The sequence below is a fragment of the Aeromonas sp. 602658 genome (assembly GCF_049173005.1).
Lineage (GTDB): Bacteria > Pseudomonadota > Gammaproteobacteria > Enterobacterales > Aeromonadaceae > Aeromonas > Aeromonas veronii_A.
The window spans coordinates 1-21,769 of the sequence record NZ_JAAKRF010000002.1; the positions used below are offsets into that span (position 1 = coordinate 1).

General features: G+C 54.9%; 23 protein-coding genes, 1 tRNA gene and 1 pseudogene. 4 read left to right on the forward strand and 21 right to left on the reverse strand.

The features are described 5' to 3' along the window. Positions 1–327: 327 nt before the first annotated feature. A complete protein-coding gene (locus tag G5253_RS02240) occupies positions 328–777 on the forward strand; it encodes a hypothetical protein (RefSeq protein ID WP_421202625.1) in 450 nt (149 codons plus the stop codon). Between the two features lie 585 nt (positions 778–1,362). Here the strand turns inward: G5253_RS02240 and G5253_RS02245 are convergent. The 11 genes from G5253_RS02245 to G5253_RS02295 all read right to left on the reverse strand — a co-directional run bounded on the left by G5253_RS02245 (position 1,363) and on the right by G5253_RS02295 (position 9,654). After that, positions 1,363–2,088, reverse strand: coding sequence for a KilA-N domain-containing protein (locus G5253_RS02245; protein ID WP_421202626.1), 726 nt, complete (start codon positions 2,086–2,088; stop codon positions 1,363–1,365). A 271-nt stretch (positions 2,089–2,359) separates the two neighbouring features. Next, a complete protein-coding gene (locus tag G5253_RS02250) occupies positions 2,360–2,830 on the reverse strand; it encodes a ribonuclease H family protein (RefSeq protein ID WP_408746353.1) in 471 nt (156 codons plus the stop codon). After that, on the reverse strand, positions 2,827–3,042 hold the full coding sequence (locus tag G5253_RS02255) for a hypothetical protein (RefSeq protein WP_421202627.1): 216 nt from the start codon (positions 3,040–3,042) through the stop codon (positions 2,827–2,829). The genes G5253_RS02250 and G5253_RS02255 overlap by 4 nt, the downstream gene beginning before the upstream one ends. Continuing rightward, positions 3,042–3,254, reverse strand: a complete 213-nt coding sequence (locus G5253_RS02260; protein ID WP_408746355.1) for a hypothetical protein — start codon at positions 3,252–3,254, stop codon at positions 3,042–3,044. Before G5253_RS02260 ends, G5253_RS02255 begins: the two co-directional genes overlap by 1 nt. A gap of 57 nt (positions 3,255–3,311) precedes the next feature. Further along, a complete protein-coding gene (locus G5253_RS02265) occupies positions 3,312–3,815 on the reverse strand; it encodes a hypothetical protein (RefSeq protein WP_421202628.1) in 504 nt (167 codons plus the stop codon). A 105-nt stretch (positions 3,816–3,920) separates the two neighbouring features. After that, positions 3,921–4,505, reverse strand: coding sequence for a hypothetical protein (locus G5253_RS02270; protein WP_421202629.1), 585 nt, complete (start codon positions 4,503–4,505; stop codon positions 3,921–3,923). Continuing rightward, positions 4,505–4,729, reverse strand: coding sequence for a hypothetical protein (locus tag G5253_RS02275; RefSeq protein ID WP_064338567.1), 225 nt, complete (start codon positions 4,727–4,729; stop codon positions 4,505–4,507). Before G5253_RS02275 ends, G5253_RS02270 begins: the two co-directional genes overlap by 1 nt. A gap of 204 nt (positions 4,730–4,933) precedes the next feature. Continuing rightward, positions 4,934–6,019, reverse strand: coding sequence for a capsid protein (locus tag G5253_RS02280; protein ID WP_421202630.1), 1,086 nt, complete (start codon positions 6,017–6,019; stop codon positions 4,934–4,936). 695 nt (positions 6,020–6,714) lie between these two features. Then, a complete protein-coding gene (locus tag G5253_RS02285; protein WP_421202631.1) occupies positions 6,715–7,797 on the reverse strand; it encodes a ParB N-terminal domain-containing protein in 1,083 nt (360 codons plus the stop codon). Positions 7,798–8,855: 1,058 nt separating this feature from the next. Further along, positions 8,856–9,428: a recombinase family protein gene (locus G5253_RS02290; protein WP_017779893.1), complete on the reverse strand. Its 573-nt coding sequence runs from the start codon at positions 9,426–9,428 to the stop codon at positions 8,856–8,858. A 13-nt stretch (positions 9,429–9,441) separates the two neighbouring features. After that, positions 9,442–9,654 (reverse strand): Hha/YmoA family nucleoid-associated regulatory protein, encoded by a 213-nt coding sequence (locus tag G5253_RS02295; protein ID WP_024941646.1) that lies wholly within the window; start codon positions 9,652–9,654, stop codon positions 9,442–9,444. Between the two features lie 457 nt (positions 9,655–10,111). Here G5253_RS02295 and G5253_RS02300 point away from each other — a divergent pair, with 457 nt between their 5' ends. Together G5253_RS02300 and G5253_RS02305 are read left to right on the forward strand one after the other, a co-directional pair. Then, on the forward strand, positions 10,112–10,489 hold the full coding sequence (locus G5253_RS02300) for a hypothetical protein (protein WP_185226684.1): 378 nt from the start codon (positions 10,112–10,114) through the stop codon (positions 10,487–10,489). Positions 10,490–10,522: 33 nt separating this feature from the next. Next, positions 10,523–11,347 (forward strand): abortive infection family protein, encoded by an 825-nt coding sequence (locus tag G5253_RS02305; RefSeq protein WP_421202632.1) that lies wholly within the window; start codon positions 10,523–10,525, stop codon positions 11,345–11,347. A gap of 285 nt (positions 11,348–11,632) precedes the next feature. Here the strand turns inward: G5253_RS02305 and G5253_RS02310 are convergent, their stop codons facing one another. From G5253_RS02310 to lolB, 10 genes and pseudogenes are all read right to left on the reverse strand, one after another. Further along, positions 11,633–12,178, reverse strand: coding sequence for a hypothetical protein (locus G5253_RS02310; protein WP_421202633.1), 546 nt, complete (start codon positions 12,176–12,178; stop codon positions 11,633–11,635). A 194-nt stretch (positions 12,179–12,372) separates the two neighbouring features. Continuing rightward, on the reverse strand, positions 12,373–12,654 hold the full coding sequence (locus tag G5253_RS02315; RefSeq protein WP_185226686.1) for a hypothetical protein: 282 nt from the start codon (positions 12,652–12,654) through the stop codon (positions 12,373–12,375). A 297-nt stretch (positions 12,655–12,951) separates the two neighbouring features. Next, the gene (locus G5253_RS02320) at positions 12,952–13,512 is read right to left on the reverse strand and encodes a helix-turn-helix domain-containing protein (RefSeq protein WP_421202634.1); all 561 of its coding nucleotides are present in this window, start codon (positions 13,510–13,512) and stop codon (positions 12,952–12,954) included. Positions 13,513–13,584: 72 nt separating this feature from the next. Further along, entirely contained in the window at positions 13,585–14,676 is a 1,092-nt protein-coding gene (ychF, locus tag G5253_RS02325; protein WP_005334961.1) for a redox-regulated ATPase YchF, read from the reverse strand. Between the two features lie 116 nt (positions 14,677–14,792). Beyond that, the gene (gene pth / locus G5253_RS02330) at positions 14,793–15,389 is read right to left on the reverse strand and encodes an aminoacyl-tRNA hydrolase (protein WP_236380045.1); all 597 of its coding nucleotides are present in this window, start codon (positions 15,387–15,389) and stop codon (positions 14,793–14,795) included. Positions 15,390–15,607: 218 nt separating this feature from the next. Further along, on the reverse strand, positions 15,608–17,596 hold the full coding sequence (locus G5253_RS02335) for a bifunctional metallophosphatase/5'-nucleotidase (RefSeq protein ID WP_266134097.1): 1,989 nt from the start codon (positions 17,594–17,596) through the stop codon (positions 15,608–15,610). A gap of 116 nt (positions 17,597–17,712) precedes the next feature. After that, positions 17,713–18,660: a ribose-phosphate pyrophosphokinase gene (locus tag G5253_RS02340; RefSeq protein ID WP_005343846.1), complete on the reverse strand. Its 948-nt coding sequence runs from the start codon at positions 18,658–18,660 to the stop codon at positions 17,713–17,715. A 192-nt stretch (positions 18,661–18,852) separates the two neighbouring features. Then, positions 18,853–18,927, reverse strand: a tRNA-Gln gene (locus G5253_RS02345). Continuing rightward, a pseudogene (ispE, locus tag G5253_RS02350) lies at positions 18,907–19,777 on the reverse strand (4-(cytidine 5'-diphospho)-2-C-methyl-D-erythritol kinase). Before ispE ends, G5253_RS02345 begins: the two are co-directional and overlap by 21 nt. Further along, complete coding sequence (lolB, locus tag G5253_RS02355; RefSeq protein WP_005353907.1) at positions 19,777–20,355, reverse strand: lipoprotein insertase outer membrane protein LolB; 579 nt, start codon at positions 20,353–20,355, stop codon at positions 19,777–19,779. Before lolB ends, ispE begins: the two are co-directional and overlap by 1 nt. A gap of 126 nt (positions 20,356–20,481) precedes the next feature. Here lolB and hemA point away from each other — a divergent pair, with 126 nt between their 5' ends. After that, positions 20,482–21,741 carry a glutamyl-tRNA reductase gene (gene hemA / locus G5253_RS02360; protein ID WP_005362209.1) on the forward strand — a complete coding sequence of 420 codons (1,260 nt, stop codon included), beginning with the start codon at positions 20,482–20,484 and terminating at the stop codon, positions 21,739–21,741. Positions 21,742–21,769: the final 28 nt, after the last annotated feature.

The following is a 21,769-nucleotide window of genomic DNA, read 5'->3' on the forward strand; positions in this document are numbered from 1 at the left end:
ACCGGTGTGGCACAGAGAGTGCGCTGGTGAGGAATTTAGAATCCACCGGTGTGGCACTGAGAGTGCGCTGGCGAGGAGATTAGAATCCACCAGCGTGGCACTGAGAGTGCAACTAATTGCGCGGTGTGGCGCAATGTGACGCAATGTGGCGCCAATAACTTAAAATTAGGCGCCAAAAATTGAAGGTTAGGCGCCAAGAGATGAAGTTTTATAATGCAAGAAAACCAAATCAATAATGATTTATCGAATGGGAGGTGATGAAGAGCGTTGATCGGCGAATGGGATGGGAGTAAACTTGTCCGCATGAACTCTTTGGAGGGGACTGTAATGTTTGACAATCTCAACTTTAAAGCTGTGACAGCGGCAGGCAAATCATCATCAGAGCTTGTCAGCATAACCCACAGCTTCAAGACCAAAAAAAATGAGCTGCTTTTTAGGATCAGCCATGAAGCGATGGAGCGGTGTGGCTTCCAGTATCAGGACAAAGTCCAGCTTCTTTTTGCTAACGACAATACCGTCTGTCGGATCATGAAATCAGATAAGCCTGGCAGTGTCACTCTCAGCCAACAGACAAAGAAGAGCGACACATCTCCAGCAATCATTCGGCTGTCATTTCGCGCCGGACTACCTGATTTTTTAGCTCAAGAGAGCAAAGGGACCAACAAGACTTTCAATCGGGTCAAGTATTTGCACAAAGACGACATGATTGAGTTCAAGGATGGTTGCTTAACCTTTCAATTAGATCTCGTTGATTCAGAAGAAGATGATGAGCTCTAGAAAGACAAAAGGCATCCGTTAGGATGCCTTCTGAGGAGGGTAGGATTGAACCAAATTGACCAGCACGCCAATGCTGGAAGGCTACAACCCACAGTCATTCTCGACTTGGATAGTATGCCGTCAACGTCTGGAAATCAATCCTACTCAATTGGTTCACCTGCATTATGGGAGGCAAAGATGCTGAACGCAGGTGCTTTAAAAAACAGGTTTAAGTTCGACAAAGTCGCAACTAACCCTGTATGCCAATGTAGAAACCATCAGCTTTGCTTGTGGTGTTCGATGAGTAGCTCTGGACATGAGGAATGCTATAATGAGTGATAAAACATACCCTTACGTAGAAGATGGCTACGTCTACTGCAAGCGCTTCAAACATTGGCGCAGTGGTGAGTATGTATACCCTAAGACGGCAGAATGTTTCCGGTTTAAGATCGGCGGCAAGTAATGACGAAGAGGGAACCGCAAGGTTCCCTTTTTTCATAAATAGCTTGAGTGACAAAATTCAATGGAGTAATCATCTTCGCGGTTCACTCATCGAGAATGAGTTAATCATGCTGATTAACGCTCATCGCTTGCATTGCCCACTCATCATCCATTGCTTGCAGTAAAATCATCATACCTCCAGCTTTCGATTGCCTTCATAACATCTTTAGCAAGAGCTGCTTTGAGCATCATGTAGTCCATCCCCGCGTCCAGCAGCGCTTCCACCTTGCCTTCAATGCGGGCCATCACTCCAAGCCGCGTGCCATCATCTTGAGACACCAAGAAGTCACGTGCGGACATACCATAGCGGTTCTTGAATGCCGTACCGTCCAGACCAGTCACTGCCTTGCAGACAAGAGACTGTATGTTAGCCATGACGTGGTTCAGGTTGCCTTTCACGTTCCCTTCTTTTTGTGCAGTGTAGATAGCGTGACAGAAAGCCTTATTGCCTTCACGAAGGGTTTCACGCCATGTCAGAGTGACAGAGGATTGAGCGATCTTCACCGCCCCTTCAGCATCACCACGGGCAGCAGAGGAGAAGGTCTGGAGGACAGCGTTGTGGAAATCATCGTCTAGCCATGAAGCGTAGGCATAGACCCCTTGCTCATTCGCATAGGTGCCGCCGTGCTTGCCCTTGAAGGTGATCAAATTGTAATGGCGACTTTTCTCGCCATTAAGAATCCCTTTGCACCAGTCGTGCGGCTTCTGTTTACGGCTCATACCACCAGTGTACGCACGGTGCAGGTCGTTGAGACAGAACAGGCCGTCCTTCTGGTTGACTGTCACGGTGTTGCCCATGAAGTGCAGGGAGATAGATTCGACTTGTTTCATTGAATGGGTTCCTTATGTTGTGCCTCTCATGCCGTTCCCCCTCCAGCAAGCCCCCAATCGCTTAACCCATAGGCAAGCTGGAGCAGCAGAAGAAGCACGACATAAAGACGCAATTGGTTGATTTACGGTCGGGGAGTGACCGGATGTATTGCTTAGGTCAGGGAGAAGTGACCTTGGGGAGGCATCGCTGCGTGAAATCTCGGGGTCAATCCCCCTGTCTCTTCCTGAAATTTCACCTAGGAGTGCACATAGTTGAGCGTGTTGATCGGTTTTACATTCCAGCGCGATTCATACCGGTCACGGCCAGTTGATCCGCTCGTTCGTTCATCGGGTGGCCGCTGTGTCCCTTCACTTTCTTGAAGGTCACTTGGCGGGTGTTCAGCAGGTTATCCAACTGTTCCCAGCGGTCCCTGTTCTGGACTGGCTTGTTGTCGGCCCTCTTCCAGCCCTTCGCCTTCCATCCGGCTAACCACTGGGTCGCCCCATTGATCACATAGGCGGAGTCCGTCAGGACCTCGACGACAGAGCCAGGTTTAAGGAGTGACAGCCCTTGAATGACTGCTTCCAGTTCTCCGGTCTGGTTGGACTCCCCAGCGCCCACGCAGTAGCCGCAGCGTTCAACTTTGCGGCCATCGCTACGGACGGCAAGGAAGCCCCAGCCAGCCACGCGGACTGACGCTTTGGTGTGGTTGGTGTTGCAAGCGCCATCAGTGGCGAGTGTGTAGGTGTACGGTTGGGTCATTTGGTGTTGTCTCCGGTGGTCTTGATGTGATGCCTTGCGAGAAGACGCAGGCGGTCATAATCGCGCTTCAGACGTTTTGCAGTAGTCCGGCAGGCTTTCTGCAAGCCGTCCCCTTGAAGAACCCGATAGGCCACGCAGAAGAGGGCGTGACGGACTTTGGCTTTGCGTATGTGGCTCCAGTCCTTGATGGTGATCTTGCGCTTGGTGGTCATCAGGTGGCCTCCTGTTCGGCTGTCGGGAACAGCTCACGGACAAGCGCAAGCATCGACTCTTGGTCTGTCCCGTGGGATTGCATGACATACCGGTTGATTGCGTTCTGCACCTGGCCAGTAGACGGACGGCGGCCAAGGCTCAGAGTGGCGAAGGCTTGAAGGCGCTTCACGAAGTCGCTGGGATGGACAAGAAAGGTTTCATTAGCGGTCATGTTGATAGGTTCCTTGGGTAGAGCAGGGGAGACGCTGGGCCTCCCCTGTGGGTTGCATTAAGCGGTCAGCAGGGCGGCCAGCTTGGCCTTGACCTTCGGAAGGGTCCGCTGGGCATGTTCGCGGCGGTCCTTGTTGTGTTCTTCAGTCGCACGACTCCACCGCCCCAGATCCTTCAGGGCTTCCAGCAGTTCGTCTTGGGTCGGCTCGTGGTACTTAAATGTGTGATCACGGCCATGCTCGGAGCCGCTACGGTCACAGATAACCAGCCACTCGGTCGCTGCTGCTTTGCCCCATTCCTTCGCATTGTTGAAGTCGAAGCGGGTGGCGTAGACCCAAGCGGCCATCTGGCGGGAGTCTTCTTCGTAGGCTTCACGGTTGGCCTTGGCCTTTGCTGCTGCCACTTTGGCTCGCTGGTGTCGTTGGGAGGCGTCCATCTGAATCGTTTGGACTTGCGCAGAGGTCAGCCCTGCACGTTCGGCCAGTTCGTTGATAAGGGCGCGTTGGCCGTTGATTACGTCCAGCAGTTCTTCGGACAGGTCAGAAATGGTGATTTTGTTCATGTCGGTTTCCTTATGTGTGTGTTGAGACGGGCACAGTGGCCCCTCCAGAAGGCCGCAGAGGCTTTCCGGATGGCTGTGGGGTAACTAGGGGTTAGAGAAAGTGGGTTATTTGACGGATTTCAGGGCGCGACGCAGGCGATCCCATTTGGTCATCGCGGAGTCGTATTCCCCAGCGATACCGTCAGCGATAGCCTCTCGCAGCAGCTTCAAGCCAGACTGGGAGTTAAACGAGCGGACGCGGTTGATGTCGTTCTGAAGCTCGTTCATCAGGTAGTCGCTGGGCATTCCTACCTGTGCGGCCATGTCGATCATTACCGCTGTTGCATGGGACTGGATTTCCTCCCGACTCATACCGGAAGAAGAGACCACAGAGTCCATTCGGCTTTCGCCTAGACCCAGCAGCTCGTCAGCGTAGAACTCCGCGACTCCACCGCCTCCCAGCGCGTCATTCACAGCGTTCAAGCCTGAAAGAATGGTGTCCGGTAGGGACTCGGTGTCGTTGTCCTGGGAGAGCGCGTGATCGTCCTCGTCGTCGAAGAAGTAGTCCTTGAAGTCCTCGGCCTGTGCCTTGGTCATTTCGAACCCATCCAGTTCATAGAGGGCTTCCCCTTGGTCGTTCACGCCGCTGGAGTAGGAGGGCAGGTCGCAGGTCTCCACGCTGAAGCCGTAATCGGCTGTCTGGTAGTCCATCACTGCACCTCCCCAGCCAGTTCACCTTGAGAGCGCAGTTTGTCGAACTCACGGTTAATCAGTGCGTTGAGCATCTGGGTGCGAGTCAGGGCAAAGCCTGCTTGCTTGGAGAAATGGAGGGTCAGAGCGTCAGCCTTCGGGATAACGTCTTCCCACAGGATTGCAGTGGTACGGGCTTGGGGTTTCTTTCGTTGCAAGCTCGGGTGTTGAGTTTGAGTAGACATAAAATCTCCTTGTAGTTGGGAAGTAATAGGTCAGAGCAAAGTTATTCAAAGAAGAACCCCCAAGGGCAGCCCCCGTGTTAACCACAGGAACTACGCATGGGGGTCTAAGGAAGCACCGCATGACCATCAGCTATGCCAAATCACCAGATGTCGAGAGGACCCTGACCGGAAACCTCTTTTCATCCTTTGGTCAGGGAAATCCCCTTATGCTTCCAGCAGAGCGACCGCACAGGCCGGACGCAGGATGTTGTGACCGACGAACATCTTAGCCAGCGCGGTGTTACCGACACGCAGAGGCTCAGGGACCCACTGGGTCACAATGTCTCGCACCTTCACGGTAGCCGCGCAGTCCTTCGTGTAGACCAAGCCAAGCAGCTTGGAGAAGTTCCCACGGTACGCAGCGGTACGGCCAGAGCCACCGTCTTCCACGCTCAGGGGTTCCGGTGAGCCGATCAGGCCGTTGCTCTCGTCTTGGTCCGGCAGGTTGTTGGACTCGTAGATCTTCATACCGGCGACACGAAGGCCAGTGTCAGCGTTACCGTTGGACTTGTCCTCGCCAGTCTGGCCCAAGAAACGGTTATCCAGCCAAGCCATGTTGCCGATACCCGCAGCCGCATTGGTCAGGGCCTCGTAGTCGTCCGGCTTCAGGACACACACAGGGATACCTGGGACGCTCGCCTTGCGGAACTCGGTGCGGGCACGGTAGATGGCGTCCACGATTTGTTGACCACGGGTCATCGGACGGCCTGCCGCATCGGTTGCTCGCAGGGTAATGTTGTCGGTGAAGGTCTCGTCATCCAGTACGCCGTTCTCACCGAAGCGAGCAATAGCCAGCTCTTTGTTGGTAATGAAGGCCGCATTGGCGATGGTCCGGAAGACGTTCTTGTCGATCATGTTCGACAGCTCATAGGCCAGCTCACGGGCATAGTGAGAGCGAACCTCAAAGGTGCTCAGGTCTTCGTCTTGTTCTGCCACGAACACAGCAGCCACAGCGACGTCATCCACGGTGACAGTGCGCAGGACGTTCTTAATGCCGCCAGCTTGAATCAGCTCGCCGGGCTTGTGGTACTTCGCATTGTGGCTCATGCCAAGTACAGGGAAATCGAATGCTTTTCCGCCCTTCAGGGTCATCACTCGGGTGGTGCCAAAGGAGGCGCATTGATTGCGGAACATCGTCAGGACTTCGCCAGCGAACAGCTTCATAAAGAGGGCTCGGGTATCGCCTTGAGCGTTGTTCTGACCTACATGGGTTACGTTTTGAAAAGTCGGGAAAGTGCCGTAAGCAGACATAGTTGTTTTTCCTTGTTGATAGGTGGTTGGCTCTACTGCCGGAGAAAGGGAGAGATTCGGGACATAGAAAAAGGGAGCCCGCAGGTTTCCCCACGGGCTGGTCCTTGAGTTACGTGCACTTCCGCGCGTCCTCATACGTTCTTAGGTCAGGGAAATCCGGAGGGTGGCGAGTTACGAAAAATCAATAAGGCTATGTTTACTAATGTCTTTTTTATGGTAAGATGATCTTCTGAGTTTTTAGGTTAACGGTAAATGGTAGTGGTGCAATTCCACTGACCGACTGCTTGCTTCCTGGTAGCGTTACTTTGGCTGTAGCGCTTGGCTGTGCTTACTACAAGAACAAACTGTCAGTAACTGCGGATGCAGGCTCTGGGCCTGCTGTGGGAGGTAGTGTTATGCAAAAAGTGCGACTTTTTGGTGCTTCGGCATTTGGTGTAATTGAAAGTGTTGCAGCAGGCATGTTCGGTTCCTTAGTTGGGCCGTTAACCTAAAAACTCAGCCAATTCTTCTCCCTACCCCCCCCTCTCGTTTCTCCGCTGTAGTCACCGTACACCCCCATCGCTTCACGGATGCGCTTCTCACGGGCTTTCAACTCTTCCACGGTCGGAAGGGACTCTTTATTGGTCATAGTGTTCCTCTCGGGTTTGACTTGGAAACAAGGGGGCCTTGGAACTGACCCCCTCTCACATGTGGTTTTATTCAGGCAAAGCTACGCCGCTCTGGGTTGCGATCCGACGCACTTGGGACTTGCGCTGAATGATCTCGGCCAGCTTGGCTTTCAGGGCCTCTTCCTCGTCGCACAGCTCCATCCATTCCTCTTGGAGCTTCACAGGGTTGGCCTTGGCGGCTTCAACCTGCTCATACTCGGTGGCAGGCTTGGAGGGCTTGGTGTACTGGCAGAGGTCTTCGCCGTAGCCGGTAGCGGCCAGGACGTCGAAGCGAGCAGCAGGAGCGTCTGCTTCATCATCTGTCAGGGAGAAAGGAGCGTCACCCATGTCGATGTAGCCAGGGTCGAGCAGAGCGTCGAGCTGTTCGTCAATAAAGGAGCGGGCGTCCTCGCGGGTCTCGGGGCGGTCGTCAGTGGAAGCCATCGGGACGGTGGAGGGGGAAGACTCGGGGGTGAGTAATTTTCCCGATTCGGGATTTTTACTCAACTCAGCAATGGTGTTGCTCACAGTCTTCTGGTTCATTGCGAAAAGGGCAGCGATCTTGTGTGAACTCAGCCCCTCCTTATGCTTCTCCAGAATCGCAGCGTCCCGTTTTTCTTTGCATTGCTGGGAGAGGGACGGGACGGGATTCTCTTTTGTACCTTTATAGTTGTTGTACCCACGCCCTACAGCAGACGCAGCGGCACCGATTGCCTCAGCGATTTTGGTGGTGTCAGGCTCGAAGGCGTTCTTCATGTACTTGCCGTCGCCAATCTCCATCATTTTCTTGATGATGATGCAGTAGTCGGCGTTGGTGTTGCCTTTACCGTGCTGGACGTTGGCCCCCATTGCCAGCAGCCGGACCTCTTCGATGGAGGACGCAGGGACAATCACACACTGGTCAGCGGGGATCTCCAGAATGTCCAGGCGGCGGTACGCTTCGAGGCGGTGGAAGCCGTCGGTCAGGTAGAGGCGGCCATCTAGTTTAGCCAGACGGATGGGAGTCTTGAAGGACACACCACGTTCGATCAGGTCCATCATGTCGAGTACGTTGTCGTCGTCCATGTTGGCGCGGAACTGGGTGCCAGCGGAACGGATGATGGAGGTGATTTCGATGGTGGAAGTAGTCATTTGGTCATTCTCCTATTATCAATCGAGCCACTTGTGGGTCTCTTCGGGCAAAAGAAACCCAAACCCACGGGAGGTAGGTCTGGGGAAAGGTCTTAGGGATTACTCAGGCTGGGCTGGGATTATAGCGATGCCGACAAAAGGGGAGAATCTGAGGGGGGGCTGGAAGACATGATTGACTAGGGTCTTCCGGATTTCCCTGTGCATAGGGGCCACAGGATAAGTACCTATAGATAACTCCCTCTCCTTCCCTTGCTTGGGTGGACAATGTTGATAGGCGATAAAGGGGAGAGTGGAGGGAGACGCAGGGAGGTGTACGGATTTGTTATCACAACATTTTCGTACAGTCCCAAGATCATCTCTTGGGGTCTCATAAGGGGCTCTTTATGTTCAGCCTACGGATACTCTCGATTGATCATCCTTACTAGCTTTCTGTCATGAAGTTGTCACTCGGTTGTCCTAGGGATGGTCAGGGGGAAGTCTTGAGGAAGCGACAACAGGACAGCCATTGGGGCGTCCTCGGGTAGTCTTAAAGATACCTGTAGTAAGTAATGTATAGAGAGATAGTATCTAGGGTATCTAATAGATGTCTTATAGATAGTCTTAGGGACGGGCGGAGGGAAGGAGAGAGAGGGGACCGGTCTTTCATTTCATTCAATGGTCAGGGAAAATTCAGATAGCCTCATTTGTCCCTGAACTGGAGGTCCCTGTAAGGTGTCTCGGTGGTGTCTCCGCGATACTCGTCGGGATGATCTTTCGGTTTTTCGGGATTCCCGATTTTCCGAAAATGCCATGATGGTCGTCGGGACAGACCCACGGATAACAAACAGGGGCACTCAGACGAACAAGCCCAGAGTCGGCCCCAGCGCCTCCCAAATGACAAACCCCAAGGTGTCGCGGTGAACAGCCTCGGGGGGCGATTGAAAGATTCGATCAAAGTGGGTCACTCGATCAGTTCTTTCTATTGGTCAGGGTAAATTATCTTTCTCTAATGTGCTTTGGGACAGTCCCATTGATCGGTCCTTTCGATGGTCCCAGGCTCAACCGATAGACACACTCGATCAACTCAGCTCCCCATCCTCTCGCATCCTTGTTGATAGACGATGGACAGTCGCTCGGCTGACGCCATGAAGCGTAGCAATTTCCCGCAGAGACTTACCGCCTTCCAACAGAGTCGCTTTGATTGCATCCTCGTCGATACTCTTGGGCCTGCCTGTGTACTTCCCCGCAGCCTTAGCTTTGGCGATCCCTTCCATCTGACGCTCCTTGCGTAGAGCCGTCTCGAACTCAGCAAAGGCGCCCAGCATGGTGAACATCAGCTTACCTTGGGCTGTCGTCGTCTCTAAGTTCTGGTCCAGTACACGCAGGGTCACGCCCTTGGCTTCCAGTTGTTCCGTAATGTCCAGCAGGTCAGCGAGAGAACGGCCCAGACGGTCCAGCTTGGTGATCACCACATCGTCCCCCTCTCGGACATACCGCAGGAGTTCGGCTAGTTGCTCACGGCCATCTGTGCTGGTCCCTGATACCTTCTCTTGGTACACACGCTCACAACCGGCCTTTGTCAGCTTATCCAGTTGAACATCCAGCGATTGACCGACAGAAGACACACGCGCATAACCGATAACCTGTCCCATCACTCTCTCCTACTTAATCCACCAATGCCCAAGCTGTCATAGGGACTTTCCCCGCGTCGTAATGCTTTCCAGCAGCTATCTCTGCTTGCCGGTGGTCAATCGCAGCGATGACCTTCAGTTCCTCTTGGAATCCCGTAGCAGCAGCCTTATCAAGCATCCTTGGGGCGACTCTATCCAGTGACTTCCTGTCCTTGAATCGGCGAAGCCTGATAACCAAGTCATTCATGCGGAAATCTCCTTCATCTTCTTCCTATTGCTTCAACGTGAGTCCTTGTCGGTGTCACGCCGTCACATTAAGGTCTTTATCCTATGGGACATAGATTATGAAACAGAAATGAGACGGTCAATAGCCCCGTGTGAAAGAAGTTCATTAGGGTATACCTCAATGGGACGAAGAGGCAGTCAGAGAGACACAGCAGGAGGCAATAGGAAGACGTAGGTGCTCGCCTGTGTGTTAGCAATAGGATTGCTTGGGGCAGGGACAAGGAGAGGGACAGGCAGGCGCTCGGACGCTGAGAGAAAGAGGACGGGAGGGCTGTCTAATTGCTGGTTCTTGTGGGGGGGACGGGGGGAAATCGCGGGCGCTTAATCACTGAAGAGGACATTCAGATTTTTTCCAGAATTTACCGAAGGGTCCCTATTGGGTAAGATGCAATTTTGTCCGGATCAGACTGAGAACCCACATGGATCAAGCCACGAATACCTTGATAGCCCTTGGTGGGGGACTGCTAATTGCTCTGCTAGGGTGGGCCTTTTCATCCTCTAAAGTCGAAACTCAAGTGGTTGATGCCGACGATGCTTGGTCTCGATTTGATGGGGTTACTTCTTTCCAGCTCACCTTCTATCGACAATCAGGGAATACCCATCGTGTCGTGCAAATTCATGGCACCCGAGAGGACGTAGAGGCAGAAATCAGGAAGGTGTTCAACCGCGCAGGAATAAGAGACCAGTACATGGTGGGAATACGAGGGGATACAATTGACTACTGCCGTGCGTATCATAACCACCGTGGCTCAAACGAAGGTAAGAAAGTCGGCGGCTGCTTAGTATCGGCCCTGTAAGATCACCATTCTACAAGATGAGGAGTTGCTTTGATGTCCGACCTGAGCGGTAGCGAGCGCAGAAAATTAGAAAAGCTCTTTGGTATGGGAGGGGGGTTCGTCCTTGATTTTTCTGACCGTACATTCGGTGAGTTTTTTGATGAGTACCGCGTAGAGATTGACGCACCACAATACAAAGCTAAGGGGACATCAAAAGCAAATCGGTTGCGCACTTTTTGGCAAATAGATAGCAATTATTCTGTTGGGCGGTCTATTACTGGAATGATTGAACACGGCTCTGATACAGATAGCTTTGGCGACAGTTCTCCACTACTCATTGATGATTGCCGTAAAATTGCACAAAGGCTCCTCATGGATCAGCCCGTTGCTGAAATTGATGCCCTTACAGCAATTTCGGATGAACGTGATTTTGAAGTTGTCGCAGAACATGTCCGTGATGCTATTGAGAAGAATCAACCAGAGGGGGGGCTTGACCGTTTACATACCTTTGTAAACAAGTTCATCCGTATCTCTTGTGAACCGCATGGCATAACCATAACTCGTGAAAAGCCGTTGCACAGTGTTTTTGGTGAGTATGTGAAGGCATTGCGTGAGGGGGGACACCTTGAGTCCACCATGACTGAACGCATTCTGAAATCTAGTATTTCTGTCTTAGAAGCATTCAACGATGTCCGAAATAACAGAAGCCTTGCACACGATAATCCAATTTTAAACTACGAGGAAAGCCTGCTGATCTTCAACCATGTTGCTAGCTCCATTAGATTTATCAAGTCGTTGGAAACGAAGATCCAGGCTCAGAAGAAAGCTAGAGAGCAACAAAATAGACTGGAGATGTGGGGGAATGACATGCCATTTTAGAATTAGCACCTCTGACCGTACCCTGCTTGAAATCTTGATCTCTATGGTTGTGTACAAATAGATCTGATAGTAAGACAAAGAGGAGACCGGGTGGTCGAATGGTTGACGAATGGACCCCCTACAGGGGGAACTCAGGGGCCCTTTAATGCAGAAGAGGCCCTTCAGATTTTCCAGAATTTACCAAGGCGCGTGCTACATGGTTCTCCGGTGTCGTTATGCTTCAGCACAAACACTATCGCTGCAACCACAGATGTTTGTTCGTATTCAGAAAGGAAGAACTGACTTCTATACGCATTTGCAGTCGGGCTCATAGCCCGGCCAAGTGCTTTTTCCGTTCAGGTTGAGCCCATCAGCAATTTTATACTTCTGCCCGTCAGCAAGACGATGGGCTTCATCTCTGCATTTGGACTCTTCGTCAGTCGAGCTTCTAGCCCTACATGGTGCGCCAGAATACTGCCAAATGGCTTCCGTAATCCCAAGCTCGATTCGCTTGTCGCGAGTCATCAGTGCACTAGCTCTATTCGCCAACCACAAACTAAGCCATGTCGCCCGCTGCTTTTGTATCCCCAAACTTATCAAAGCCTCTGTCATTTCAAAAAGGTCACGAGTCACTGCTGTCCGTAATGCAACCTCATAAGCGAGCTTTGCTGATTCCTCAGGGATGTCCACAGTCTGGGAGATGGCTTGCCATAAGTCAGCCTTGACTGCTTCTGTAACCTGAGAGGGATCAACCTTTACTACCGGAATACTAGTCTTCGTCGTCTGTGCTGGCTGCTCTGTCGTGGTTGCCAAATCTGATTTTCCTTTAAAAAACCGTCCAAACAATGACATGGCCTAATCCTTCATTTAGTTACTGGGAGGGGGGAGGGATTGTGAGCAGGTGACTTGTTTTGCCTCGGAGACAAATCTTTGATCATGTCTTGCGGTGCAACAATAGCGGATGATCAGACGACAGAAAGTGGTCGCTGAAAGGCCATAGTTTGGAAAAATTCAATAAGACAACCTTGCTCGAATTTGAAACCACTTTACGACCAGTATGATAACCATACAATGGCGCCAAAACCTTCAGAGAATAACCTGCCGCTATAGCAGAAACAGTCCTCAATTTTGCGCATCAACTCCTCCTGATTTGCTGTGATTAGCTCTTTGGGGTCAATACTCTCAATAGTTACGGTGTCACCTTTGACTATGGCCCGTAGCTGAAAGCCTTCTATCTCGTTCTCAATGCGGCGAATAGCTGTATCAAGGGCTAGCTCGAAGGTTTCTTGGTCTACATTATTTTTTTTGATTACTTTGAGTTGGTACATTTTAGCTACTCCACATGGACCCGTGTGCCTAAAAATAACTATGTATTGATGTCGGTTCAATTGGGAAAATCTATTTTGTAATCAGGCTCTTACTCATGGTTGTTGTTCACCCTACTAGGTCAAACCTCGGGCCTGTCCTCCAGCCCTGCACACGGCCAGACCGCTTGTTCACCTTCCGGTACTCACCGCCCAGCAGGATCTCCCACGCTCTCCCATTCTCTCCCAGCACAGGGAATTCCTGGCCCTCGGTTATCCCCAGTCCAGCTTCCACGCACACAAGCTTTTTCTGTCCGTTCATCATCGCCCCCTCAGCATGTCCTTGAGCTTCTGCAAGACGCTCTGGTTGTGCTCCATCCCAGCCTTCTTACAGGCTTCCCATTCCTCGGGTGTCCTCGTGACGCGCTGGGGGTCGAACATGGCGAACTTACTCACAGAGAACAAAGAGCGAGAGTGATCCTTGTTACTTTGTTTCTGTTTAAAAGAAGTCGAAGACTTTGCCGGACGCTGGGTGCTGGGGGTGCGGAAAGATTGGTTAAAGAGTGCTCTCAGGGCAGATCCCAAGCGATACACGCTGGCAAGGTTCCAGTTGTCGATCTGGTCGTGCTTCCGGTGTTCTGTCTTGATGAACCCAAGGGCTTCTAGGCGGCGTAGGGCGTTGCGGACGGTGCGGGTGGTGCAACCGACAAACTTGGCGATTGAACGAAGGTAGAGGCAAGCAGACCAGCCTTTGGCCTTGTTCATGTGACGTGCGAGAACCAGAGCAACTTCCTTGGTGTAGGAGGTTCCAAAGGTGGACAAGGGGAGCTTGGCTAGGGTTGCGACAATCTGGTCGCTATGTGATAGATTTGGGGCTGTCATCGTTGGTTCAACCTGCTATGAACCTCGTATGCAGCCCCTCATTAAGTTACTGATTTTTAATGAATTTCACTGTTACACATTGAACAGGAAGTTCATGATATCGCCATCTTTGACGATGTAATCTTTCCCTTCAGCGCGCATCTTGCCCGCTTCCTTGGCGCCTTGCTCACCCTTGTAGTTGATAAAGTCTTCAAAGGCGATAGTTTGGGCGCGAATAAAGCCTTTTTCAAAGTCAGTGTGGATCTTGCCAGCCGCTTGCGGGGCAGTGGCACCGACCGGAATAGTCCAGGCGCGTACCTCTTTCACACCGGCGGTGAAGTAGGTCTGCAGGTTGAGCAGCTGGTAGCCGGAGCGGATAACGCGGTTCAGGCCCGGCTCTTCGATGCCAAGGTCCGCCATGAACTCGGCGCGATCTTCATCGTCCAGTTCGGCGATGTCGGCTTCGATGGCGCAGCAGACGACCACGACAACCGCGTTCTCGGCGGCGGCGATTTCACGCACCTTGTCCAGATAGGGATTATTCTCGAAGCCATCTTCCGCCACGTTGGCGATGTACATGGTGGGTTTGAGGGTCAGGAAGTTGAGGTGGCTGACAGCGGCCAGCTCTTCCTTGTCCAGCTTCATGCCGCGGATCATCTGGCCGTTTTCCAGCGCGACCTTGATCTTCTCCAGGGTTTCGACTTCCAGCTTGGCATCCTTGTCGCCGCCCTTGGCGCGCTTGGACTGGCGGTGAATGGCGCGCTCACAGGCGTCCAGATCCGACAGGGCCAGCTCGGTGTTGATCACTTCGATGTCGTCGGCAGGGGAGACCTTGCCGGCAACGTGAATGATGTTTTCGTCATCGAAGCAGCGCACTACGTGGCCGATCGCTTCGGTTTCACGGATGTTGGCCAGGAACTGGTTACCCAGACCTTCACCCTTGGAGGCACCGGCAACCAGACCGGCGATGTCGACGAATTCCATGGTGGTCGGCACAACGCGCTGCGGATTGATGATGGCCGCCAGCTGATCGAGGCGGGGATCCGGCATCGGCACCACACCTGTGTTCGGCTCGATGGTGCAGAACGGGAAGTTGGCGGCTTCGATACCGGCCTTGGTCAGCGCGTTGAACAGGGTGGATTTGCCTACATTGGGCAGGCCCACGATACCGCATTTAAAACCCATGGATTGTTACCTTACTTGATGGATGCTGTTGGGGGTCGCCCGCAGGCGGCCCATGTCATGCTTGTTCTGGTCGTTGCTCATGTACCGGCACAATGCCCGTACAGGGTCAAACCGACCTAACCCTTTTCAGCCTTGAAGCTGTGCAAGCGATTCATGGCCTTGGTCATATCTTGTTTGAACAGGATGTCGGTGGCGCGCAGGGATTCGTCCAGCGCGGCGTCGATCAGGTTCTGTTCACTGCTGGGAGCCTTGGTCAGGACGAAGCCAGCCACCTGCTCTTTGCTGCCGGGATGGCCGATCCCGAGACGCAGCCGGAAGAAGTTATTGTTGTTGCCCATCTTGGCGATGATGTCCTTGAGGCCGTTATGGCCACCGTGACCACCACCCTGCTTGAACTTGGCGATGCCTGGCGGCAGATCCAGTTCATCATGGGCCACCAGCATCGCTTCCGGCTCAATCTGATAAAAACGCGCCAGTGTGGCCACCGCCTTGCCAGAGAGGTTCATATAGGTGTTCGGGATGAGCAGCCGCACATCCTGCCCCTCGACCAGGATGCGGGCAGTATGGCCGAAGAACTTGGGTTCTTCACGCAGGCTGACATTGTGCCAGCGGGCCAGTTGCTCCACATACCAGGCGCCCGCATTGTGGCGGGTCTTGGCATATTCCGGGCCGGGGTTGCCCAGTCCGACGATCAGTTTGATTTCGCTTGTCACGCTTGATGTCTTCACTCGCAGCTGCCGTGGGCACACTACCCAGGGCAATAGGACGCAATATTCTAGCCGCCGAGTGGCGATCACTCAACCAATGCGCATGTTATGGCGGGATTTGCAGCATTATTGCGGCCAATGGGTGGCTAACGGTGGGCAAACGGGCCTCTTGCAAGAGGCCCGTTTCAGTTTACCGATGGATTATGCCCGGTTGACTACCGTCGTTATTTGATACGCAGCAGGGTGACGGTCTCTTCATCCAGTGCGGTCAGGGTGGGACGGGCATCGCGCACATACTCCACGAAAGACGCTGCATCGGTGCCGCAATCCACGCCGCTGGCTTTGCAATCGAGGGGCTGGCCCGGCGCATAGACGGCGCTCAGCAGCTCGCCGTTTTGTGCCACTTTGAGTACCGGGAAGGCGGTCAGCTTGCCATTGACGCTGACGATATCGACCCGCTCGCTCTGGTGGCGCTGGGCATTGGCCAGTGCTTGCCAGCCATCGTTGCCGTTGGCGCTGTAGGCGTTCATCACCACCCGATAGTGCTGGCTATCCACCAGATCTTGCCACTCACCGCTTGCGGTCTTGCGCTGCAATTGGGCCAGGGTGCCCGCTTTGCCTGCGTCGGTCTCCTGGAAGGTGTAACGCAGGTGGCCGCCATAGGGGAACTTGCCGGCATGGGCGCTGGCGGGCAGGGTAGCGGTGATGGTCTCGGTCAGCAGGGCGCGCACCTCGGCGCCGGTCAGGGTAAGCACCGAGAGCTGGTTCTTGAACGGCAGCAGGGTGAGGGCACTATCCCCCTCACGCCATTCGCCAGCAGGCAGGTCGGCGCGCACGCCGCCCACCGCAACCAGAGAAAAATCGACCGGGCCGCCGGTCAGGGCTTGCACTGCTGGGGTATTGGCCCAGTAGAACTCCCCTTCGGCAACCAGCGGCGCTACATCTGAGCCGTGGCTGTCGCTGCCGTTGTCACCGGGGCGACGGGCATTTTGCAGCTGCTCGGGGATGGTGCCGATCACCGGGCCATAAGCTTTCTCCAGCGCCGGTTTGTAGTGGCTGTCGATGATGCCGCGCAGGCGTGGATCTTCATCCACGGTCACCAGATTGGGCTGGTTGTCGACAAACTGGCTTGCCTCTTTGCTGCGGGCGTCGTCGAGCGCTTGCTTGCGCGCCGCATCGGCGAAGAAGTCGCGGCTGGCCAGCAGGCTGTTGTGGCCCTGGCAGTCGGTCACCTGACCCAGGCTGTCAAAGGTCACCTGTGCCAGACCGATGGCCTGGGCGTAGGAGCCCGCCTGCACCACGCAGGTTTTGCCGATGCCATCCGGATTGGTCACCAGCTTGGCGTAATCGCCGGTCTTGCCCCAGCCGATATTGCGAAAATCGCCGAGCAGGCTGTGGGAGTGGCCACCGACGATGGCATCGAGGCCGTTTACCTTGGCGGCCAGCGCCAGATCTCGCTCGTTGCCGATGTGGGTGAGCGCCACGATCTGATGGATCCCCTTGGCTTGCAGCATGTCGACCGTGGCTTGAGCCGAGGCGACTTCCTTGCCAAAGCGCAGCTTGCCGACGTTGGGGGCGATATTGCCCATGTCTTCCAGTACCAGACCGATGACGGCGACCAGCTGTTTGCCTTGTGGCAGGTTGTCGAGATCGGTGACCGGGCTCTTCTGGTTGCCGTCAAAGGCGTAGACCACGAAGGGCTTGAGGTTGTCAGCCTTGCTGAGGGCCGGATCGGCCTTGGTGTCGAGGTTGGCGGCCAGCACCGGGAAGTTGACCCCCTCGATGAAGCGGGCCAGCTTCTGGTTATCCAGATCGAACTCGTGGTTGCCCAGCGCCATGGCATCGAGGCCGAACTGGCTCAGCAACTCGGCGTTGGCCATCCCCTCGTTGAGTTTGAAGTAGCCGCTGCCCTGCCAGGCATCACCGCCGTGCAGCAGCAGCAAGGGCTGGTTCTTGGCCAGCGCCTCGGCCTGATAGGCTTTCGCCATGGTCAGCAGCCGCGGATAACCGCCAAAGCGGGTATACAGGGTGTCCGTCTCCCCCTGCTGGGCAAAGATCTGCCCTTTGATCTCGGCATTGACCGGATCAAACTGGGAGTGGGTGTCGTTCATGTGAGCCAGGGTCAGCACGAAGGGCGGGTTCTCTTTGGCGGGCTGACAGGCGAACAGGGCGGAGGTGAGGGTCGCGAGCAGGAGGGGGCGCAAGCAATTCATGGGTAAATCCTTAAGCCTGCCGGGGGCAGGGTCGTACCAGATAGCAGAAAGTTGGAAAGAGAAGGTCCAGAAAGACGAAAACCGCCTGATGGCGGTTTTCGTTATTGCTGAATCTATCAATGCTCAAACATGGCAGAGATGGACTCTTCGTTGCTGATGCGACGAATGGCTTCGGCCAGTACAGTTGACAGCGTCAGCTGCTTGACCTTGCCGACCGCTTTCATCTCCGCAGTGAGCGGGATGGAGTCGGTGATGATCAGTTCATCGATCACGGAGTTCTTGATGTTCTCGACGGCGGAACCGGAGAAGACCGGGTGGGTAGCGTAGGCGAATACACGCTTGGCACCGCGCTCTTTCAGGGCTTCTGCGGCTTTGCACAGGGTGCCGCCGGTGTCGATCATGTCATCAACGATGATGCAGTCGCGGCCGGCAACGTCACCGATCAGGTGCATGACCTGGGAGACGTTCGGGCGGGGACGGCGCTTGTCGATGATGGCGATGTCGGTGTCATCCAGCAGCTTGGCGATGGCGCGGGCACGCACGACGCCACCGATGTCCGGGGAGACAACGACAGGAGACTCGAGGTTCTTGGACTTCATGTCTTCCAGCAGCACCGGGCTACCGAACACGTTGTCTACCGGAACGTCGAAGAAACCTTGAATTTGCTCGGCATGCAGGTCAACGGTCAGCACGCGATCCACACCGACGCTGGAGAGGAAGTCAGCGACAACCTTGGCGGTGATGGGTACACGGGCGGAGCGGACACGGCGGTCCTGACGGGCATAACCAAAGTAGGGGATAACGGCAGTGATACGGCCAGCTGAAGCACGACGCAGAGCATCCACCATGACGATCAATTCCATCAAATTGTCGTTGGTCGGGGCACAGGTGGATTGAATGATGAAGATATCGCCACCACGTACATTCTCATTGATCTGTACGCTGATCTCGCCGTCGCTAAAGCGACCTACGGCAGCATTGCCGAGTTTGATAAACAGGCGATCTGCGATCTTCTGGGCTAGTTCCGGCGTTGCGTTACCAGCAAACAGCTTCATGTCAGGCACGGTTTGAAACCTCGGGGTTGCATCCAGTATGTGGGGGAGTCTGAAATCAGACCCTATCGTTTTGGGGCAAACGATTTATCAAGATAACGTACAAGGTGTCTGCTGCCCAATGATTGTGATGATACCGGTAACCCGAATCCGTGGCCGAGTGCAAAACCGGCCGCGTTAATCATCAATACCGTTCGGTAAAATTGGCTGGGGTACTAGGATTCGAACCTAGGAATGGCGAGATCAAAACCCGCTGCCTTACCGCTTGGCGATACCCCAATCATTTGAACTGTTGCAATGTGGAGAAGAGAGGTGATATGTTCTCGCCCTTGGCGACAAACCCATCAAGTCCCTTCGGCACGCAGGCCAACACTTCCCGAGCAGTCACTTCGTCTTCAAATTGAGCAAAGACGCAGGCTCCTGTGCCCGTCATTCTTGACGGCGCGTATTCTAGCAACCAGCCGAGCGCATTGGCAACCTCGGGGTGGCGCTTTTTCACCAGTGATTCGCAATCGTTTTTCCACTCGCCTTCCAGCAGGTTGTCCAGCGCCATTTTCGGCGTGGCTCTCGGCAGGTCCGGATCCTGGAATACGGCTGCGGTCGCTACATGGCAATCGGGCTTGAGCACCAGATACCAGGCATCGGGCAGTTCGACCGGTTGCAGCCGCTCGCCCACGCCTTCGGCAAAGGCCGCCTTGCCACGGACAAACACCGGCACATCGGCCCCCAACTGGACGCCAAGCGCTGCCAGTTCATCTTCACTCAAACCCGCTTGCCAGAGGTGGTTAAGCGCTACCAGTGTGGTCGCTGCATCGGACGAACCGCCGCCAATGCCGCCACCCATGGGTAGCACTTTCTCCAGCCGGATATGGGCACCTTGCGGGCTCGACAGGGTTGCTTGCAGCAGGCGCGCCGCCCGGATAATCAGATTCTGCTCATCCGGCACCCCGGGAATGGCCGGGCTCAGGGTGAGTGTGTCGCTATTCGGTATCACCTCGAACTCGAGCCAGTCGCTGTGGTTGAGGAAGATAAACAGGGTCTGCAGCTCGTGATAGCCATCGGGACGACGGCCATTGACGTGTAGAAACAGGTTGAGTTTGGCCGGTGCCGGCCAGCGTGTGGAAGCCATTAACGTGCAAGAGTCCATTGGTTGATCTGAAGCTTGAGGCGGCTGTTCTGGCCGGTCATGGTCAGCTGGTGCGGCAGGCGGTAGCCATCCTGATCCCGATAATCGCCATAGACGATCTGCCACTGGCCGTCGCGCACGCTGGCCAGACTGCTGTCGGGGTTGAGTTCAAACTCCGCCTGACCCGGCAGCCCCTTGATCCACTCTGGCAATCCCGCAACCGGAATATTCCAGCCGGTCAGTTGATAGATGAGTGCTTCGGCATCCTGGCTCTGGTGGCGATTGCCGTCGCTGTCGAGCAGGGTGATCTCCCCTTTGCTGCGGGAGAGCTCCAGAATGCTGGTGCCGATCAGGCTGGTGAGGTTGAGGCGATAATCCTCCCCATCCTGCTGCCAGTTGAGACGGGCGCTGCCCTTTTGCTGTGGCGTGATGATGGCCATCTTGCCAGAGAGCTGCCAGTGGGTCAGCTGCTCGAGACGGGTCCGCTCCTGGTTCCAGTTCACCTGGTCACGCTGGGGCTGGGTGGTGGCACAACCGGCCAGCAACAGCAGGCAGGTGAGGGTAAAAATACGTAGCAGCAAGAGACGGCTCCAGAGAGAGGAATTTGCCACAGTATACGGGGCTGCCGTATTGCTTTTAAAGACTTACCCTTTCTCGTACAATTGGCAGCCTTTGCACCCAGCGTATGAAATGATCGTCGCCCACTCATGAGTTTGCTTGCCCTCGGAATCAACCACAACACCGCCAGTGTCGCCTTGCGGGAACGGGTCGCCTTTGGCCCGGACTGCATCGATCGCGCCTTGCGTGAGCTGGTGAGCCAACCCGGTGTCAGCGAGGCGGTGATCGTCTCCACCTGCAACCGGACCGAACTCTATTGCAATCTGGAGGAGGAGCGGCAGGAGCAAGTGCTGCGCTGGCTGCAGCAGTTCCACGGGCTGGACGCGGCCGAACTGGTCACTGCCATCTATCAGCATCACGATGAAGAGGCGGTGCGCCACCTGATGCGGGTGGCGTGCGGGCTTGACTCGCTGGTGTTGGGGGAGCCGCAGATCCTGGGGCAGATCAAGCAATCCTACGCTCATGCCCAGCAGGCGGAGTCGGTGAAGGGGGCGCTGGAGCGGCTGTTCCAGAAATCCTTCTCGGTGGCGAAAAGAGTGCGCACAGATACCGAGATTGGCGCCAGTGCGGTGTCGGTGGCCTTTGCCGCCGTCAGCCTAGGTCGGCGGATCTTCTCCGATCTCTCCCAGACCAAGGTATTGCTGGTCGGGGCGGGGGAGACCATCGAACTGGTGGCCCGTCATCTGCGCGAGCAGAACGTCACCAAGATGATGGTGGCGAACCGCACCCTGCAACGTGCCCAGACCCTGGCGGCCGAATTCGGCGCCCAGGTGATGACGCTCGAAGAGATCCCCGACTATCTGCACGAAGCGGATATTGTCATCAGCTCGACCGCCAGCCCACTGCCCATCATCGGCAAGGGGATGGTGGAGCGCGCGCTGAAGGCCCGCCGCTTCAAGCCCATGTTTCTGGTGGATATTGCCGTGCCGCGCGACATCGAAGCCGAAGTCGATGAGCTCTCCGATGCCTATCTCTACACGGTGGATGATTTGCAGGGGATCATCGAGCAGAACCTCGAAACCCGTAAACGGGCTGCCGCGCAGGCGGAAGTGATAGTGCAGGAAGAGCGCGACGAGTTTATGGGCTGGTATCGCGGCCAGAGCTCGGTCGATCTCATTCGCGATTACCGCCATCAGTCACAGCAAGTGGCTGATGAAGAGTTGCAACGGGCCCTGCTGGCATTGGCGCAGGGCGAGAGTGCCGAACAGGCGCTCAAGGCGATGGCCCATCGCCTCACCAACAAATTGATCCACGCGCCGACCCAGGCGTTGCGCCAGGCTGCCTCCCAGGGGGATCAGAGCGAGCTCTCCCGCTTGCGGCAGGCGCTGGGGTTGTCACAAGAGCCATAATTTTCGGGCAACCTGCCGGTTGTCCCGT